Origin of the sequence: Candidatus Pseudomonas phytovorans (assembly GCA_029202525.1) — a bacterium.
GTDB lineage: Bacteria > Pseudomonadota > Gammaproteobacteria > Pseudomonadales > Pseudomonadaceae > Aquipseudomonas > Aquipseudomonas phytovorans.
This window is the reverse complement of record CP119325.1, coordinates 5814798-5834631: the sequence shown is the minus strand read 5'-3', so window position 1 is coordinate 5834631 and position 19834 is coordinate 5814798. Positions and strand designations below refer to the sequence as shown.

The 19834-nt window shown below is 66.6% G+C and carries 1 protein-coding gene; it reads right to left on the bottom strand.

The annotated features are described in order from the left end of the window. Positions 1–14 precede the first annotated feature (14 nt). Positions 15–19721: an Ig-like domain-containing protein gene (locus P0Y58_25750; protein WEK30254.1), complete on the bottom strand. Its 19707-nt coding sequence runs from the start codon at positions 19719–19721 to the stop codon at positions 15–17. Positions 19722–19834 lie beyond the last annotated feature (113 nt).

The following is a 19834-nucleotide window of genomic DNA, read 5'->3' as shown; positions in this document are numbered from 1 at the left end:
GGATTGCGGCGGCCTCAGACAACGTGGATACCGTTCTGCACCCACAGGTGGTGGCTTGGATCCTCCTGGGCCGTGTATTGGTTATAGTCGATCCCGTCGGCAGTCTGGTTGCCAACCAGGGTCCAGTTGTCTGTCATGTGAACCGTGTCTTTGTCGTCCCCCTTGATGATCAGTGTGTCGGTGCCGGTTTCGGTGATGGCCACCACGTCCGCCAGGTTGAGGGTCAGCGCCACCGAACTGGTGTCGTTGAGGTCGATGATTTCGATGTCATGCACGCGCCCGGCCAGGTTGCCCAGGTCGATGCTGGCATCGCCGCCGCCCCACAAAAGGGTGTCGGTGCCGGTGCCGCCGTCGACGCTGGCGAAGTTCTGGTCGACGATCACCAGGGTATCGTCACCCGCGCCACCTTCCAGGGTGATGTGCCCGCCCTGGCTGCCCACCAGGTGGTCGTTGCCGTCGGTGCCGGCGATTACGTCGCTGGCGGCCGCCACGCTGGCCAGTGCTACTGCTTCGTCACCGCTGTCAGCCACCAGCGAAGAGAAGGTGGTAAGGCCGGCAGCGTTGTCCAGGTTGATGGTCAGCGTTGCCGTGTCGGTGGTGCCGTTGGGGTGGGTCAGTTCGTAGGTGAAGGTGTCGTGCTGGCCGACCGCAGTCGAGGTCAGCCCTGAGTTGAGTGTGTACGTGTAGCTGCCGTCCGCGTGCACCAGCAAGGTGCCGTAGGTGCCGGCCACGCTCACCCCGTTGTAGCCCGGGATGGTGTAGGTGTTGGCCGCCGTCAGCACGCTCAGCACGGTCAGTGCCGAGCCGACGTTGTCGTCAGTCAGCAGGTTGCCGGTCGCCGCCGTCGCGCCACTGACCACGAACTCGGTCAGGTGCGTGGTGGTGGCGTTGACGCTGGTGGTGATTGAGCTGCCAAGGCCGATGCCGCTCGCGGTGACGCGCACGTGGTAGGTGCCGGCCCCCTGGTTCTGGAAGGTATAGGCCGAACCGCCACCCAGCAGGCTGATCAGCGAGCCGCCGTTTACCGTCTGTACCAGCACGTATTGGCCGGTGGTGGTGTTGAGTTTGAGCAGCTCGAGGGTGGTGCCATTGAGCAGGCCCAGCAGGTTGGCGGAGTTGAGCACCACTTGCAGGTTGGCCGTGGTGTCGGCGGCAACGGTGGTGGTGTAGGTGGCCTGCCGGGTACCGATTACCGGCAGGGTCAGGGTGCCCAACGTGGCGCTGTTGGTGTCCACGCGGTTGGCCAGGGTCAGGTGACTGAAGCCGACATCGTTGACCGCGTCGACCACCGTGGCCGGCGCCGCGTAGTTGCTGTTGCTCCAGATCTCCGTGGCTTGTGGGCTGTCGATGCGCACGTACAGGTTGGCGGCATCGGACAGGCCGTTCGGATGCACCAGCTGGTAGCTGAACACATCGACCTTGCCGACGCTGGCCGGGCTGCCGTTCGGGGTGTAGGTGTAGCTGCCGTCACCATGGATCACCAAGGTGCCGTACAGGCCCTGCACCGTGGTTGCTGTGCCAGCGGCAACGTAGCTGCCATTCTTCAGCACTTGCAGCACGGCGGCGCTGTCCGGGCCGCGGGCATCCACGGCGCCATCGGTGCCCACATCGGTGATGACGTTGCCGGAGGTGGCGGTGCCTGTGCCTGTGAACTGGGTCAGGCTGGTGGCGGTGATGTCCAGCGTGGTGGTGACCTGGGTCACCAGGCCAATGCCGCCACTGCCCACGGTCAGGCGGTAGTCGCCTGCTTGCAGGCTGCCGATATCGACCTGCAGCCCGATCGGCAGCACGATCAGGTCGAGCAGGCCCTGGGTGTTACCGGTGGCGAGGGTGACCCACGCGCCGGTGGCGTCTTTTACCTGGAGGGTGAACGTGGCGTTGTTGAGCAGCGCCAGCACGCTGTTGGTAGTCAGCGTCAGGGTCGGGTCAACCGTGGTGCCGGCCGCCACTGTCCAGGTGTAGGTCTTGGTAAAGCCCGACAAAAGTGTGCTGAAGCTGTCGGTGTAGGTCTTGGTGGCGCTGACTGGCACCAGGTTGACGGTGGCAGTCGCCAGGTTGTCGCTGGCGATGACCGGGGCGTTGGCATCCACATCCGGTGCGGTGATGTTGACGTTGCCAGAGACATTACCGCGCGGGTCGCTGACGGTGATCGACAGTATCTGGCCGTTGTCCTGCGCCGGGCTCAGGGTCACCGTGAAGCCGCCATCCGGCCGCACGGTCGCGGTTTGCAGCACGGTGCCGTTGGCACTGCGCACGGTCACCGTGGCACCCACTTCGCCGGTACCGGTAAGGGTGGCACCGTCGGCACTGATCAGCAGGTTGCCGGCAGCCGCTGGCGGGGTCAGGTCCGGCGCGGTGAGCGCAGTGCCGGTCGAGGTGCCCCCTGCGTCGGTGAGGGTCACGCTCAAAGCTTGGTTATCGATCTGCGCGGCTGCCAGGCTGACCACGAACTGGCCGTTGCTGCCGACCGTGGCGGTACCGAGCAAGGTACCGGCGCTGTTGCGCACGTTGACGGTACTGCCGACCTGGCCAGAGCCGCTGACCGAGGTGCCATTGGCGTTGATGGTGGCCAACGGCGCGACTGGCGGTGTGGTGTCCGGCGCGTTCAGGTTGACGCTGCTTGACAGGTTGCCGGTAGGGTCGGACTGGCGCACGACCAGCTGTTGCCCGTCGTTCTGTGGTGTGTTCAGCGTGATGCTGAACGTACCGTCAGCCTGCACCACACCTGTACCGACCTGGCCGTTCGGGCCTTGCACGGTGACGGTGGCGCCTGCCTCGCCGTTGCCGCCAAGTACGGTGCCGGTGCCGTTGATGGTTACATTGGTTGGTGCGGCCGGTGGCTGAACATCGACGGCGATGACGCTGGTAGTGCCGGAAAGATTGCCAGCGGCGTCGGTCTGGCTGACGCCCAGCACCTGGCCATTGAGCTGCGCGGCGTTGAGGTTGACGGTGAACACGCCACCGCCATTTACCACCGCCGTGCCGAGCACGTTGTTGCTGGCATCGCGCACGGTCACTGTGGCGCCGGCCTCCCCCGTACCGGTCAGCACCAGGCCGTTGGTCGACCAGCTTGTCACCACCGGGTTGGCCGGTGGGGTGATGTCTGCGGCCTGCACGAAGGTGGGTTGCGATTCGCCACCCAGCACCGCCAGTGCCGTCACCGAGAGGGATTGGCCATTAAGTTGTGGCGTGTTCAACGTCAGGGTGAAGTCGCCATTGAGGTTGGACGCGCCGCTACCGATCAGGTTGCCATTGGCATCGTAGACGCGGATGCTCGCCCCGGTGGGGGCTTTACCCGCCAGCGTCAAACCGTCGCTTGCCAGCGTGACGTTGGTCGGTGGTACAGGTGGCGGTAACAGCGGGGTGATGTAGCTTGCAATCGCCGAGGTGTTGACCCCGTCGGACTGGGTCACAGACAGGATAGCCAGCGAGCCGACACTGGGCACCAAGCTGACCTGGAAGTTGCCGGCTGCGTCCACCACAGCCGTACCCAGCACCGTTGCGCCAACGCTGACGGTGACCGTCGCATTCGCTTCCCCTTTACCGGTCAGCACGTTGAAGCTGTTGTTGATGCTGAGGTTGGTGACTATGGCAGGCGGCGAAGTGTCATTGGTCTGGTATGCGGCGGGCAGCGAAGCATTGCCGGCAGCGTCCGTGGACACCACGCTCAGCAGTTGGCCGTTGTTCTGTGCCGGATTGACCGGCACGGTGAACTGGCCGTCTTCGCCCACTACCACCGTGCCCAGCACATTGTTGTTCGGGCCACGCACGGTGATGATGCTGCCGGCCTCGGCAGTACCGGTCATCGAGGTACCCAGCAGGTTGAGCAACAGGTTGCTCGGTTGTACCGGTGGCGTCAGGTCGGGTGCGGTCACGAACAGCGGCGCGGAAGGGTTGCCAGTGGCGTCCTGGGCAATGATGGTCAGTTCTTGGCCATTGATTTGCGCAGTGGCCAGGTCGATGACGAACGTGCCGTCCGGGTCCACGGTCACCTGGCCGAGCAGGTCACCCTGGTTATTGATGATGGTGACCCGTGTTCCGGGCTCGGCGGTACCCACGAATTGGGTGCCGCTGCTATTGATGTCACCGATGACGCCGGCCGGTGGGGTGATGTCCACCGCCGTGACGGCACTGATCGTCGACACGTTGCTGAAGCTGTCGGTCAGGGTTACCTGCAACACCTGGCCGTTGAGCTGTGCGCCGTTGAGTGCGATCGAGAACGTGCCGTTCGGGCCAACCGTAACGTTGAGGGCGCCGATTTCGACGATGCCGACGAACACGCGCACGGTAGCGCCCGGCTCGCCCACCCCGGTCAGCACGTCACCGGCTGCATTGAGCCGCAGCTCGGTAGCAGGCGCAGGCGGTGTATGGTCCGGCGCCCGCACGTCGACCGGCGCGCTGATGTTGCCGGGTGGGTCGGCCTGCTGCACCGACAGCAATTCATCATTGATCTGCGGGGTCGAAAGCGCGACCCGGAAGCTGCCGTCGGCAAGCACCGTGCCGGTACCCAGCACGAGCCCGGCCGCGTTGCTCACCGTTACCGTTGCACCGGCTTCGCCAAGGCCGGTAACTACACTGCCGTCGGTGTTGACCGCTACTGCGGTGAGCTGTGCGGGTGGGGTGAAGTCCGGCGTCAGCAGGGTGGCCACCGCCGACACGTTGCCGGTGCCATCCGCCTGGGTAAAGCTGAGCAGCTCGCCATTGCCCAGTGCCGGGCTCAGGGTAAGGGTGAAGTGGCCACTGGCGTCGACGAAAGCGCTGCCGATTACTGCGCCGCCTGGGCCTGTCACCACCACCTCGGCACCGGCTTCGCCGCGGCCGGTGATGGTGATGCCATCGCTGGAAATCGCCAGTTGCGTTGGCGCTGCCGGTGGCGTGGTATCGGCGGCGGTGATTGCACTGGAATCCGACTGGTTGCCAGCGGCATCGGTCAATACCACATGCACTTGCTGGCCGTTGGTCTGCGGCGGGTTGAGGGCGACCTGGAAGGTGCCGTCGGCGCGCACCGTTGCGTTGCCCAATACACTGCCGTCAACCGCCAGCACTTTCACGGCGGCGCCGGCTTCACCGCTGCCGTTGAGCAGGCTGCCACCCCCGGCAAATGCCAGGTTGACGGCGGCGTCCGGTGCGATACGGTCTGGCGCGGTCAGGCTGACGCTGTTGGACTCGTTGCCGGCCGCATCCCACTGCACGGCACCGAGCCGCTCGCCGTTGAGTTGCGCGCTGCTCAGGTTGGCGCTGAAGTTGCCGTTGGCATCCACCACGGCGGTGCCCAGGTCGATACCGCCTTCACCGCTTACGGTAACGGTGGCGCCGGGTTCGCCGCGGCCGCTGAGTACCAGGCCGTCGTTGGACAGCACCAGGTTGGTCAGCGGTAGCGGTGCGGTGGTGTCCGGTGCCAGCAGGGTGGCCGGCAGCGAGACTGCGCCGTCGCTGCCGGTGGCGCTGACGTGCAGCACTTCACCGTTGGCTTGGGCACTGCCGAGGTTGACGGTGAAGGTGCCGTCGTTGGCTACCGGGCTGCTGCCCAGCAATACGCCATTGGGGCCAAACACCTTGACCGTGCTGCCCACCGCTGCCGTGCCGGTAACCGACAGGCCGTCAGCGGCCAGGACCAGGTTGTCGGGTGTTGCCGGTGCCAGAAGGCCCGGCGCGGTGACGTTTTGCGCAGGGGAGAGGTTCTGCGCGGCATCCGCCTGAACCACGCTGAGGCTTTCGCCTGTGATCGCGGCCGGCGACAGGGCCACGCTGAAGTGGCCGTCGGCGCCGACCGTAGCGGTGCCCAGCACGGTATTGTCGGGTGCCCGCACGGTGACGGTTGCGCCTGCTTCGCCATTGCCGGTCAGGGTGGCGCCACTGGCGGAGACCGCCAGGTTGGTCACGGCGGCTGGCGGCGTGGTATCGGCTGCGGTGTAAGGCGCGGCCGGCGATACGTTGCCCGCTGCATCGGTGGCCGTTACCTGCAAGGTCTGGCCATTGGTCTGGGCGCTGTTCAGGGTGACCTGGAAGGTGCCGTTGCTGGTGGCTACCGCCGTGCCCAGCACGTTGCCGCTGGCATCGCGCACGGTCACGGTGCTGCCGGCTTCGGCGTTACCGGTCAGTTGCAGGCCGGTGCCTGCCAGGGCCAGCGCGGTCGGTGCGGCGGGCGGCGTGAAGTCTGGCGCGGTGACCGCTACAGCGGTGGAGGTGTTGTTGCCCGCGTCGGTCTGGGTCACGCTCAGGTGCTGGGCGTTGAGCTGGGCACTGGTGAGCGTGAGGGTGAAGCTGCCATTGGCCGCTACCAGGCCGGTGCCGATGATGGTGCCGTCGGCACCCCGCACGGTGACGCTGGCGCCGGCTTCGCCGAGGCCGGTCAGGGTCAGGCCGTTGTTGTTCAGCACCACGTTGGTCAGCGGTGCTGGAGGGGTCAGGTCCGGGGTTTGCACGTTGACCGCTGGCGACGTATTGCCAGCAGCATCCACTTGCGTCACGCCGATCGCCTGGCCGGTGGCTTGCGGGGTATCGAAGGTCACCGTGAAGCGACCGTCGGCGCCCACCGTGGCAGTGCCCAGCACGGTACCGGCGGCGTTGCGCACCTGCACGGTAGCCCCCACTTCGCCGCTGCCGGACAGCTGTCGGCCATCCTGGCTCAATGCCGGGTTGGTGATGGCAGCGGGTGGCGTGCGGTCTGGCGTGGCCAGGCTGGCCGGGCCGGACACGTTGCCCGCAGCATCGCTGAGGGTGACCTGCAGCGGGCTGCCGCTGGTCTGCGCGTTGGGCAGGGTGATCTGGAACTGGCCGCTCTGGTTGACGGTGCCGGTGGCCAGGATGGCGCCGCTGGCATCGCGTACGGTGACGCTGGCGCCGGCTTCGCCCTGGCCGCTGAGCACGGTGGCCGCGCCGTTGAGGCTGAGGTTGCTGGCCGCCAGCGGTGCCTGCAGGTCGGGTGCCTGCACGCTGGCCGCCAGCGACACGTTACCGGCAGCGTCGGCCTGGGTGATGACCAGGTTCTGGCCGTTGGCCACAGGTGGTGTGAGGCTGAGGCTGTACAAGCCATTGCTGCCCACGAGGGCGGTACCGAGTACGGTGCCTTGGGCATCGGTAACGCGCACGGTTGCCCCCACTTCGCCCTGGCCGGTCAGCGTGCTGCCGGTACGGTCGATGGTTGCGGTCGGTGCATTCGGCGCCGTGGTGTCGTTGGCCACCAAGGTGGTCGGTATCGAGGGCTGGCCATCGACGGTGGCGCGGGCGCTGACTTGCAGGATCTGGGCGTTGAGCTGTGCATTAAGGAAGAACACGCGGAAGGTGCCATCGCTACCGACCGTGGCGGTACCCAGGGTGGTGCCGCCGGAAGTCACGGTGATCAGCGAGCCGATGGTGCCTTGGCCAGTCAGCAGGAAGCCGTCGGCACTGATCGCAAGCGACGTTGGCGTTTCGACTTCGTTGCCGGTCGGGCCTGCCACGGGTGTTTCGGTGGAGTCATTGCCCGCCGGGTCGGTGACCACCACGGTGCCGCTGCCGCCAGCGGCAAATGGCGGATCGACCGGCACTACGAATGTGCCGTCCGGGCCTGTGGTGCCGCTGCCGACAGGGTTGCCGTCGGCGTCACGCACGACCACGGTACTGCCCGGTTCTGCGGTGCCGCCTACGGTGCCGCCATCCGGGCTTACCGTCACACCGGTGGCCGGTAGCGGATCAGTGGTGTCAGGTGCAGTAGTCGTCACCGGCGCCGAATCGTTACCGGCTGCGTCGGTCACCACCACCGTCACGGTTTCGCCGTTGGTCTGCGGGTTGGTCAGTGGCACGCTGAAGCTGCCGTCCGGGTTGACCGGCACGGTGACCTCGTTGCCCGTGCTGTCGGTGACAGTAACAGTGCTGGCGCCTGGTGCATTGCCGGTGACGGTGGTGCCGTCGTCGCTGACTGTTACCCCGGTTGGCAGTGCTGGCGGGGTAATGTCTGGCGCGGTGATCGGGGTAATGTCAGAGACGTTGCCCGCGGTATCGGTCAGCGTCACATCAAGGTTCTGCCCATCAAGCTGCGCAGGTGCCAGCGGTACTGTGAAGTTGCCACCAGCCGGTACCACGACGCTGCCGAGCAGGTCGCCGGCGGCGTTGCGAACCTCGACGGTGCTGCCTGCCTCGCCGGTGCCCTGGATGGCGCTGCCGCCCGGGGTAATCGTGAGGCCGGCCGGCGCGGTTGGCGCGGTGCTGTCATCGGCGGTATAGCTGGTCGATGGCGAGGCATTACCACCGCCATCGATCAGGACCACCGACAGCGTTTCGCCGTTGGTCTGCGCAGGTGCGATCGACACGCTGAAGCTGCCGTCTTCTTCCACCAGCGCGGAACCCAGCAGGTCACCGTTGCCATTGCGTACTTCCACGGTACTGCCGGGTTCGCCCTGACCGGTAAGCGTGGTCCCGGCAGGGTCCAGGCCTATGCCCAGCGCTGGCAGCGGTGCCTCAAGGTCGGGTGCAGTCACGATGTCGGCAGGGGAAGGGTTGCCGGCGCTGTCCGCCTGGCTGACGGTCAGCGTCTGGCCGTTCACCTGTGCGGGGTTGATGGCCACGCTGAAGCTGCCATCGGGTTGCACGGTGGCGGTGCCTACTACCGCGCCGGCCGTGCCAGTCACGGTCACCTGCGCACCGGGTTCACCGGTACCAGTAAGGGTTTTGCCGTCGCCCGAAAGGGTGAGGCCGCCGGGGATGGCCGGTGCCTCGCTGTCAGGTGCAGGCAGGTCTACGGCCGCCGACAGGTTGCCGGTCGTGTCGCGCTGTTCCACGGTCAGCGCCTGGCCATTGGTTTGTGGCGGGTCGAGGGTGATTTCGAACCCGCCGGTTACGCCGACCACGGCGCTGCCCAGCACAGTACCGTCTGGCCCGCGCACGGTGACGGTGGCACCTGGTTCGCCGATGCCGGTCACGGTGGTGCCGGTTTCGTCGATGGCCGGGGTGGTAACCACTTGCGGTGGCGTGGTGTCTGGTGCGGTAAAGCTCACCGGGCCTGCGCTGTTACCAAGGCTGTCGGTGGCGTCCACGGTCAGGCTTTCGCCGTTGCGTTGCGCTGCGTTAAGGGTGACATCGAAGCGGCCGTCCGCGCCCACTGTGGCGGTGCCCAGCACATTGCCGTCAGCATCGCGCACGGTGATGGTCGAGCCGCTCTGGCCTTGGCCGGTCAGGTGAATGCCAGCGGTATCAATGGCCAGCCCCGAAGGTTGCAGCGGGCCGTCCAGGTCGGGGGCGATGATGGTGGCGGTCGAGGTATTGCCTGCGCCGTCGCGCAGCACTACGTCCAGTTCCTGGCCGTCGGTTTGCGGTGGTACCAGCTGCACGCTGATGACACCGTCGAGGCCCACCTGGGCGTTGCCCAGCACATTGCCCTGGGCATCAATGACCTGCACCGTGGTGCCAGGCTCGCCGCGCCCGGTCAGGGTGCTGCCATCGTTGCTCAATTGCAGTTCGGTCGCCTCGTTGGGCGGGGTGATGTCCGGTGCGTTGACCTGGGTCGGCAGCGAGCTGTTGCCATCGGCATCGATAGCCACCACGTCCAGTGTTTCACCGTTTGCCTGAACAGGCGTAAGGCCGATGGTGAAGCTGCCGTCCGGCCCGGCTTGCACGCTGCCCACCACGGTCCCTTGGGCATCGCGTACCTCCACCAGCGAACCGGCAGGAGCGGTACCGCTGACAGAGCTGCCATCGCCGGCGACCACCACGCCAGTCGGGCTTTCTGGTACCGGTACGTTCGGCACGATCACGCCCAGGCCTACCGAAGGGTTACCAGCGGCATCGGTCTGTACCAGCACGATGGTTTCGCCTGCCACCAGCGGGGTGTCGAGTTCGACCACGAAGGTGCCATTGGGCGCGACGGTGCCGGTACCGATGACGGTGCCATTGGCATCACGCACCTCAACGCTGGCACCTGCTTCGCCCCGGCCAGAAACTGCCAGGCCGCCGGCACCGGCTACCACGTTGGTGATGACACCGGGTGGGGTGATATCCGGTGTCGCGTAGCTGAGTGGCACCGACGTGTTGCCCGCCGTATCGGTAGCGGTGACGGACACGGTTTCGCCGTTGGCCTGGGGTATGTCGAGGGTGAGGGTAAAGCTGCCATCGGGCCCTGCAATGACGCTGCCAATCAGGTTGCCCCCAGCATCGCGCACCTCTACCCGCGCGCCAGGTTCGGCGCTGCCGGTCAGGGTTTCGCCGTCGGCCAGGGTCAGGCCAGTGGGTTGCGGCGGCGCTACCTGGTCTGGTGTGGTCAGCGGGCTTGGGGTCGACACGTTGCCTGCGGCATCGGTCAGGGTCACCTGCAGAGACGAACCATCAACTACCGGGGTCGGCAGTTGTACGTTGAAGCTGCCGTCCGGCTGCACAGTGCCGCTGATCAGCAACTCGCCTTGGTCGTTGCGTACTTCGACAGTGGCACCCACTTCGCCGCGGCCGGAAACGGTACGCCCGTCAAGGCTGATCACCAGGTTGGTGGCCGGCTCTGGCGGTGTAGTGTCACCGCCGTTGTCGATGATCGGTGCGGTGACGGTACCGGCTGTGGACGCATTGCCCGCAGTATCGGTAGCCGTTACCTGCAGTTGCTCGCCGGCCACTTGTGGCGGGGTGAGGCCGATGCTGAACGTACCTGTGTCACCCACCAGCACACTGCCCAGCACGGTGGTGCCATCGGCGGCCAGCACACGCACGGTGCTACCTGCCTCGGCGCGGCCAGTGACCACGGTACCGGTCGGGTTGACCGCCAGGTCGCTTGGGGCCACTGGCGCGGTGATGTCCGGCGCACTGACTTGCACTGGCAGCGATGAGGTGCCGTTGTTGTCGATGGCCACCACATCCAGCAGTTCGCCGTTGGCCTGGGCCGGGTTGAGCACCACGGTGAAGGTTCCCTCGGCACCGACCACGATGCTACCGACCAGCGCGCCGTTGGCGTCATGCACCTCGACGCGGCTGCCCACCGGGGCAGCACCGCTGATGCTGGTTCCGTCCTCGGCCACTACCAGGTCGCTTGGGCTGGCAGGCGTGGTCACCAGCGGCACATCATATTCCAGGGCGGTGGAGGCGTTGCCGCTGGCATCGGTCTGCACCAGGCTCAGGCGTTCGCCCGGCTGCGCAGCCGGGTCGATGTCGAGCAGGAAGGTGCCGTTTGCAGTCACCGTGCCGGTGCCGATCAGCGTGCCGTTGGCGTCACGTACTTCGACGGTGGCGCCAGCTTCGCCGCGCCCGCTCAGGGTCAGGCCACCGGCACCCACCACAATGCTACTCACCACGGCCGGTGGGGTGGTGTCCGGTGCATCGAACTGCAGAGGGGTAGAGGTGTTGCCGGCGGCATCTACCAGGCGGATGTCGAGGGCCTCACCATTGGCCTGTGCAGGGGCCAGGGTAACGCTGAAGCTGCCGTTCGGGTTGACCACGCCGGTACCGATCACGTTGCCGGAGGCATCGCGTACTTGCACCGTCGCGCCTGCCTCGCCGCTGCCGGTCAGGGTTACACCGTCAGCCAGATCCAGGCCAGTCGGCTGAGCAGGGGCTTGCAGGTCTGGGGTGGTCACCGTGCCAGGCGCGGAGGCATTGCCGGCGGCATCGGTCAGCACCACTTGCAGGGTGCTGCCATCGTTTACCGGTGGGGTCAGGGTGATCTGGAAAGTGCCATCCGGGTTGACCGTGCCATTGGCGAGTACGTTGCCTTGGCCATCGCGCACCTGCACGCTGGCACCCGCTTCACCGCGGCCGTTCAGTTGGCCACCGGCCAGCCCTATTACCAGGTTGGTCGGGGCTTGCGGTGGCGTGGTATCGACACCGTCTATATCCGGGGCAGTAACGCTACCGGCGGTGGAGGCATTACCCGCAGCGTCGGTGGCGGTGACTTGCAGCACTTCTCCGTCAACCTGTGCCGGGCTAAGGGTGATGCTGAAGCTGCCCGTGGCGCCCACTATCGCCGTACCCAGCACGGTGGTGCCATCGGCAGCCAGCACACGCACGGTGCTGCCCGCTTCGGCACGGCCGGTGACGATGGTGCCGTTGGCATTGATCGCCAGTTCGCTCGGTGCGGCCGGGGCAGTGATATCCGGCGCACTGATCTGCACCGGCAGGGACGATGCCCCGGTGCCGTCGATGGCCACCACATCCAGCAGCTCGCCGTTGGCCTGGGCCGGGTTGAGGATGACAGTGAAGGTGCCTCCGGCACCCACCACCACGCTGCCGACCAGCGTGCCATTGGCATCGTGCACTTCAACACGGCTGCCGGCCGGGGCAGACCCCGTGATGCTGGTGCCATTTGCGGCGACCACCAGGTCGCTTGGGCTGGCGGGGGCAGGGGTCAGCGGTACTTCATACTGCAAGGCTTCGGATGCATTGCCGCTTGGGTCGGTTTGTACCAGGCTCAGTGCGGCGCCCGGTTGGGCTGCCGGGTCGAGGTTGACCACGAAGGTGCCGTTGGCGCCGACCGTGGCGGTGCCGATGACAGTACCGCCTGCATCACGTACTTCAACAGTGGCACCGGCTTCGCCGCGACCGCTGAGCACCAGGCCACCGGTACCGACCACGATATTGCTGACCGCCGCAGGCGGGGTGGTGTCCGGTGCATCGAACTGCAGCGGCGCAGAGCTGTTGCCAGCAGTATCTACCAACCGCACGTCCAGCGCCTCGCCATTGGCCTGAGCCGGGAACAGGGTGACGCTGAAGGTGCCGTCCGGGTTGACCAGGCCGGTGCCAATCACGTTGCCGGCGCTATTACGCACTTGCACCGTGGCGCCGGGCTCGCCGCGACCGGTGAAGGTGACGCCATCGACCAGGGCCAGGTCGGTCGGCTGCGCAGGCGCTTGCAGATCCGGCGAAGCGACTGTGCCGGGTTGCGAGACGTTGCCAGCGGCGTCGGTGAGGGTGACTTGCAGCGTGCTGCCGTCGTTCACGGCAGGGGACAAGGTGAGGATGAAGCTACCATCCGGGCCGACAGTGCCGGTTGCCAGCACAGTGCCTGCGCCATCGCGAACCTGCACGGTAGTGCCGGCCTCGCCACGCCCGCTCAACTGGCTGCCGGCCAGGCCGATTACCAGGTTAGTCGGAGCTTGCGGTGGCGTGGTATCGACACCGTCTATATCCGGAGCAGTAACGCTACCGGCGGTGGAGGCATTACCCGCAGCGTCGGTGGCGGTGACTTGCAGTACTTCGCCGTCGACCTGTGCCGGATTGAGGGTGATGCTGAAGCTGCCGGTGGCGCCAACGACCACGCTACCCAGCACGGTGGTGCCATCGGCGGCCAGCACGCGTACGGTGCTGCCCGGCTCGGCGCGGCCGGTGACTACCGTACCGTCAGCGTTGACGGCCAGTTCGCTCGGGGCGGCAGGTGCGGTGATGTCCGGCGCGGTGACCTGTGCTGGCAGGGACGATATGCCAGCATCATCGATGGCGACCACGTCCAGCAGTTCACCATTGGCCTGGATCGGGTCGAGGGTGACGGTGAAGCTGCCATCCGGGCCAGCTATCACACTGCCGATCAGTGCACCATTGGCATCATGGACTTCCACGCGGGTGCCGGCAGGCGCGGTGCCGCTGATACTGGTGCCGTCTTCGGCGAACACCAGGTCGCTCGGGCTGGCCGGGGCAGTGGTTACCGGCACTTCGAACTGCAGCGCCTCGGAGGCATTGCCGCTCGGGTCGGTCTGCACCAGATTCAGTTGCTCACCCGGCTGCACTGGCGGGTCGAGACTGATGAGGAAAGTGCCGTTGACGCCGACCACACCAGTACCGATTACGGCACCGTTGGCATCGCGGACTTCAACGGTGGCGCCTGCTTCGCCGCGACCACTCAGGGCCAGGCCGCCGTTGCCGACCACGATGTTGCTGACCGCCGCAGGCGGGGTAATGTCGGGTGCATCGAATTGCAGCGGCGCAGAAGTATTGCCGGCCGCGTCCACCAGGCGCACGTCCAGGGCTTCGCCATTGGCCTGGGCGGGCGCAAGGGTAATGCTGAACAGGCCATCGGCACCGACGGTGCCGGTGCCGATGAGGGTGCCGGCGGCGTCACGTACTTGCACGGTAGCACCGGGCTCGCCGCGACCGCTGAAGGTCACCCCCTCAGCCAAGGCCAACTCGGTGGGCTGGGCAGGGGCCTGCAGGTCCGGCGAGGTGACCGAGCCGGGTGGCGAAACGTTGCCGGCGGCATCGGTCAGTGTCACCAGCAGGGAACTGCCGTCGGTAACGGCAGGGACCAGGGTAACCGCGAAGCTGCCATCGGCGCCGACGGTGCCGGTGGCCAGCACAGTGCCGGCCGCATCGCGTACCTGCACGGTGGTGCCAGGCTCGCCGCGCCCGCTCAGTTGGCTACCGGCCAGGCCGATTGCCAGGTCAGTCGGGGCTGCCGGTGGCGTGGTATCGACACCGTCGATGTCCGGTGCGGTAACCGCGCTGGTGGGTGATGTGTTGCCGGCGGCATCAGTTGCCGTGGCTTGCAGCGTTTCACCGTCGACTTGTGGCGGTGTGAGGTTGATGCTGAACACGCCGGTGGCACCCACCACGGCAGTGCCCAGTTCGGTGCCGTCGGCGGCAACGATACGCACGGTGCTACCCGGTTCGGCGCGGCCAGTGACGACGCTACCGTCCGGGCTGACGGCCAGGTCGGTCGGGGCGGCAGGGGCGGTGATGTCTGGCGCGGTGATCTGCGCAGGCAGTGAGGACACGCCACCGTCATCGATGGCGACGACATCCAGCAGTTCGCCGTTGGCCTGGGCGGGGTTCAGTTCGATGGTGAAGGTGCCATCAGCATTGGCGATGGCACTGCCGATCAGGGCGCCGTTGGCATCGTGAACTTCCACGCGGGTGCCGGCTGGTGCGCTACCGGTGAGGGTGGTGCCATCGGCATCGATGGCCAGGTTGCTCGGGCTGACCGGGGCAGTGGTCAGCGGAACGTCGTATTCCAATGCAACGGAGGCGTTGCCGCTTGGGTCGGTCTGTACCAGGCTCAGGTGCTCACCCGGCTGTGCAGCTGGACTGAGATCGATCAGGAAGGTGCCGTTGACGCCGACCACAGCGGTGCCGATCACGGTGCCGTTGGCATCACGCACTTCAACGGTGGCACCCGGTTCACCGCGCCCGCTCAGGACCAGGCCTCCGGCACCTACGACGATATTGCTCACAGCAGCAGGTGGTGTGATATCCGGGGCATCGAATTGCAGCGGTGCAGAGGTGTTGCCAGCAGCGTCAACCAGGCGCACATCCAGCGCTTCGCCGTTGGCCTGTGCGGGCGCAAGGGTAATGCTGAACAGGCCATCGGCACCGACGATGCCAGTGCCGATCAGGGTGCCAGCGGCATTGCGTACTTGCACAGCGGTACCTGGCTCGCCGCGACCTGTGAAGGTCACACCGTCGGCCAAGGCCAGTTCGGTCGGTTGAGCAGGCGACAGCAGGTCGGCCGAGGTGACCGAGCCCGGTGGGGAAACGTTGCCTGCAGCATCGGTCAGGGTGACTTGCAGAGTGCTGCCATCGATCACGGCAGGGCTCAGCGCAATAACGAAGTTGCCATCCGGACCGACGGTACCGGTCGCCAGCAGGTTACCTGCTGCGTCACGCACCTGTACGGTAGTCCCGGCTTCGCCGCGCCCGCTCAGTTGGCTGCCGGCCAGGCCGATCACCAGGTTGGTCGGCGCTTCAGGCGGCGTGGTATCGCCGCCGTCGATGTCCGGTGCGGTGACCGAGCTGGCAGTGGAGGTGTTGCCAGCGGCATCGGTGGCAGTGGCTTGCAGCACTTCACCATCGACCTGTGGCGGCGCAAGGTCGATGCTGAATACGCCGGTCGGGCCGACCACGGCAGTGCCCAGTTCGGTGCCATCGGCGGCAACGATACGCACGGTGCTGCCGGGTTCGGCACGGCCGGTGAGCACCGTGCCGTTAGCGCTTATAGTCAGCTCGGTCGGTGCCGCAGGGGCGGTGATGTCTGGCGCGGTGATCTGCGCAGGCAGTGAGGACACGCCACCGTCATCGATGGCGACGACATCCAGCAGTTCGCCGTTGGCCTGGGCGGGGCTCAGTTCGATGGTGAACGTGCCATCGGCACTGGCGATGGCGCTGCCGATCAGCGTGCCGTTGGCGTCATGCACCTCCACGCGAGTACCGGCAGGGGCGGAGCCGGTCAGCGTGGTGCCATCGGCATCGATGGCCAGGTTGCTTGGGCTGACCGGGGTAGTGGTCAGCGGAACGTCGTATTCCAATGCAACGGAGGCGTTGCCGCTTGGGTCGGTCTGTACCAGGCTCAGGTGCTCACCCGGCTGTGCAGCTGGACTGAGATCGATCAGGAAGGTGCCGTTGACGCCGACCACAGCGGTGCCGATCACGGTGCCGTTGGCATCACGCACTTCAACGGTGGCACCCGGTTCACCGCGCCCGCTCAGGACCAGGCCTCCGGCACCTACGACGATATTGCTCACAGCAGCAGGTGGTGTGATATCCGGGGCATCGAATTGCAGCGGTGCAGAGGTGTTGCCAGCAGCGTCAACCAGGCGCACATCCAGCGCTTCGCCGTTGGCCTGTGCGGGCGCAAGGGTAATGCTGAACAGGCCATCGGCACCGACGATGCCAGTGCCGATCAGGGTGCCAGCGGCATTGCGTACTTGCACAGCGGTACCTGGCTCGCCGCGACCTGTGAAGGTCACACCGTCGGCCAAGGCCAGTTCGGTCGGTTGAGCAGGCGACAGCAGGTCGGCCGAGGTGACCGAGCCCGGTGGGGAAACGTTGCCTGCAGCATCGGTCAGGGTGACTTGCAGAGTGCTGCCATCGATCACGGCGGGGCTCAACGCAATAACGAAGTTGCCGTCCGCACCGACGGTACCGGTCGCCAGCAGGTTACCTGCTGCGTCACGCACCTGTACGGTAGTCCCGGCTTCGCCGCGCCCGCTCAGTTGGCTGCCGGCCAAGCCGATCACCAGATTGGTCGGCGCTTCAGGCGGCGTGGTATCGCCGCCGTCGATGTCCGGTGCGGTGACCGAGCTGGCAGTGGAGGTGTTGCCAGCGGCATCGGTGGCAGTGGCTTGCAGCACTTCACCATCGACCTGTGGCGGCGCAAGGTCGATGCTGAATACGCCGGTCGGGCCGACCACGGCAGTGCCCAGTTCGGTGCCATCGGCGGCAACGATACGCACGGTGCTGCCGGGTTCGGCACGGCCGGTGAGCACCGTGCCGTTAGCGCTTATAGTCAGCTCGGTCGGTGCCGCAGGGGCGGTGATGTCTGGCGCGGTGATCTGCGCAGGCAGTGAGGACACGCCACCGTCATCGATGGCGACGACATCCAGCAGTTCGCCGTTGGCCTGGGCGGGGCTCAGTTCGATGGTGAACGTGCCATCGGCACTGGCGATGGCGCTGCCGATCAGCGTGCCGTTGGCGTCATGCACCTCCACGCGAGTACCGGCAGGGGCGGAGCCGGTCAGCGTGGTGCCATCGGCATCGATGGCCAGGTTGCTCGGGCTGACCGGTGCAGTGGTCAGCGGTACGTCGTATTCAAGGGCAACGGAGGCGTTGCCGCTTGGGTCGGTCTGCACCAAGCTCAGGTGTTCACCTGGCTGCGCCGCTGGACTGAGGTCGATGAGGAAGGTGCCGTTGACGCCGACCACAGCGGTGCCGATCACAGTGCCGTTGGCATCACGCACCTCGACAGTGGCACCCGGTTCGCCACGCCCGCTCAGGACCAGCCCGCCGGCACCTACGACGATATTGCTCACAGCAGCAGGTGGTGTGATATCCGGGGCATCGAATTGCAGCGGTGCGGAGGTGTTGCCGGCTGCGTCCACCAGGCGCACATCCAAGGCTTCGCCATTCGCCTGAGCGGGCGCAAGGGTAATGCTGAACAGCCCGTCGGCACCGACTACACCTGTGCCAACTACAGTACCGGCTGCATCACGTACTTGCACGGTCGCGCCCGGTTCGCCGCGACCGGTGAAGGTCACGCCATCGGCCAAGGCCAGGTCGGTCGGTTGTGCTGGCGGCAGCAGGTCGGCCGAAGTGACCGAACCTGGCTGCGAGACGTTGCCGGCGGCGTCGGTCAGGGTCACTTGCAGGGTACTGCCGTCATTCACGGCAGGGGCCAGGGCAATGGTGAACAGGCCATCTGCGCCGACGGTGCCGGTGGCGATGATGTTGCCGGCGGCGTCACGCACCTGCACGGTGGTGCCGGCTTCGCCACGGCCACTGAGCTGGCTGCCGGCCAGGCCGATCACCAGGTCGATTGGTGCATCTGGTGGTGTGGTGTCGCCGCCGTCGATATCCGGAGCAGTGACCGAGCTGGCCACGGACGTGTTGCCAGCGGCATCGGACGCGGTAGCCTGCAGCACTTCGCCGTCGACTTGTGGCGGGCTGAGGGTGATGCTGAACACACCGGTGGCACCGACTACGGCAGAGCCCAGTTCGGTGCCATCGGCGCCGACAATGCGCACGGTGCTGCCCGGTTCGGCGCGGCCGGTGAGCACGGTGCCGTCAGCGCTGACGGCCAGTTCGGTCGGCGCGGCAGGGGCGGTGATGTCCGGGGCGGTGAATTCCAGTGGGATCGAGCTGTTGCCAGCGGCATCCACCTGGCGGATATCCAGCGCTTCGCCGTTGGCCTGGGCTGGCGACAGGGCGAGGCTGAACAGGCCATCGGCGCCAACGGTGCCGGTGCCAATGATGTTGCCCGCTGCATCGCGCACCTGCACGGTGGCACCCGGCTCGCCGCGACCGGTGAGGGTTATTCCGTTGGCCAGGGCCAGGTCGGTCGGCTGGTCGGGGGCGGTGGTGTCAGGGGTGTCGACGTCTGGTGCGTTGATGCCGGCCGCCGGCGATGTGTTGCCGGCCGCGTCGGTGGCGCTGATTTCCAGGGCCTGGCCATCGGTTTGGGGCGGTTGCAGGGTGATGCTGAACAGACCGTCTGCGCCGGCTACCGCAGTGCCTAGTACTACGCCGTCGGCGCCGCGCACGGTAACGGTCGAGCCAGCTTCGGCGCGACCGGTAAGGGTGGTGCCCTGGGCATCGATGGCCAGTTCGGTCGGAGCCAGTGGTGCAGTTACGTCCGGGGCGGTGACGGTGCCGGGCGCCGAGACGTTGCCGGCGCCATCGGTCAGGGTGACTTGCAGATTCTCGCTGTTGACCTGCGGCGGGTTCAGCGCCACGTTGAAGCTGCCATCGGCGGCCACGGTGCCGCTGCCGATGATGTTGCCGGCGGCGTCACGGATGTTCACCGTGGTGCCCGCTTCGCCACGGCCGGTCAGGCGCAGGCCGTCCGGCGATACCAGCAGGTCGATGGGCGTTGCCGGTGCGGTGGTGTCCGGGTCGGAACCGCCACTGCTGCCGCCACCGCCGTTGTCAGCCGCTGCTGCCGCACCGCCGACACCCAGCAGGCTGAGCCCGGCAATCGCCCAGGTTGGCATGGCGCTACCGGCGGTTCCGATACCCGCGACCAGTTCGTCCAGCGAGGTCACATCTTCGAAGGTGAAGCCGGTGAAGGCCGTTGCATCGTATTGGGCGTGCCAGAGGGTGCCGTCTTCGCCGACGAAGACGATGTCGCTGCCAACCCCAGCCTGGTCCACGGCGAAGAAGTTGCCGATGGTGACTTTTTCACCCGACTTCAGGGTGACGATCAGGTCCTGCCCGCGTTGGGTAACCGTGGCCACCTGGTCGGGGGCTACCGGCATCTGCACGACGCCTGGCCCTTTGAGGTTGATATTGCCCCAGGCGGTCTGAGAGGCGACTTCGGATTGCTTGTCGGCGATGACGATGTTGTCCATGGATGCTCCCTGCTGGTAACCGGATCCCCCGGCCCGAATCTTCGAGCCACAACTGTCGTAACAGAGCCCTTTCAGGGGTTTTACGCACAGCCTCGACCAGGCAGTCGAGAAAT

What these genes read in the sequence shown, in the direction of transcription:
- P0Y58_25750 (WEK30254.1), bottom strand. Translation starts at nt 19,721, where the DNA reads ATGGACAACATCGTCATCGCCGACAAGCAATCCGAAGTCGCCTCTCAG.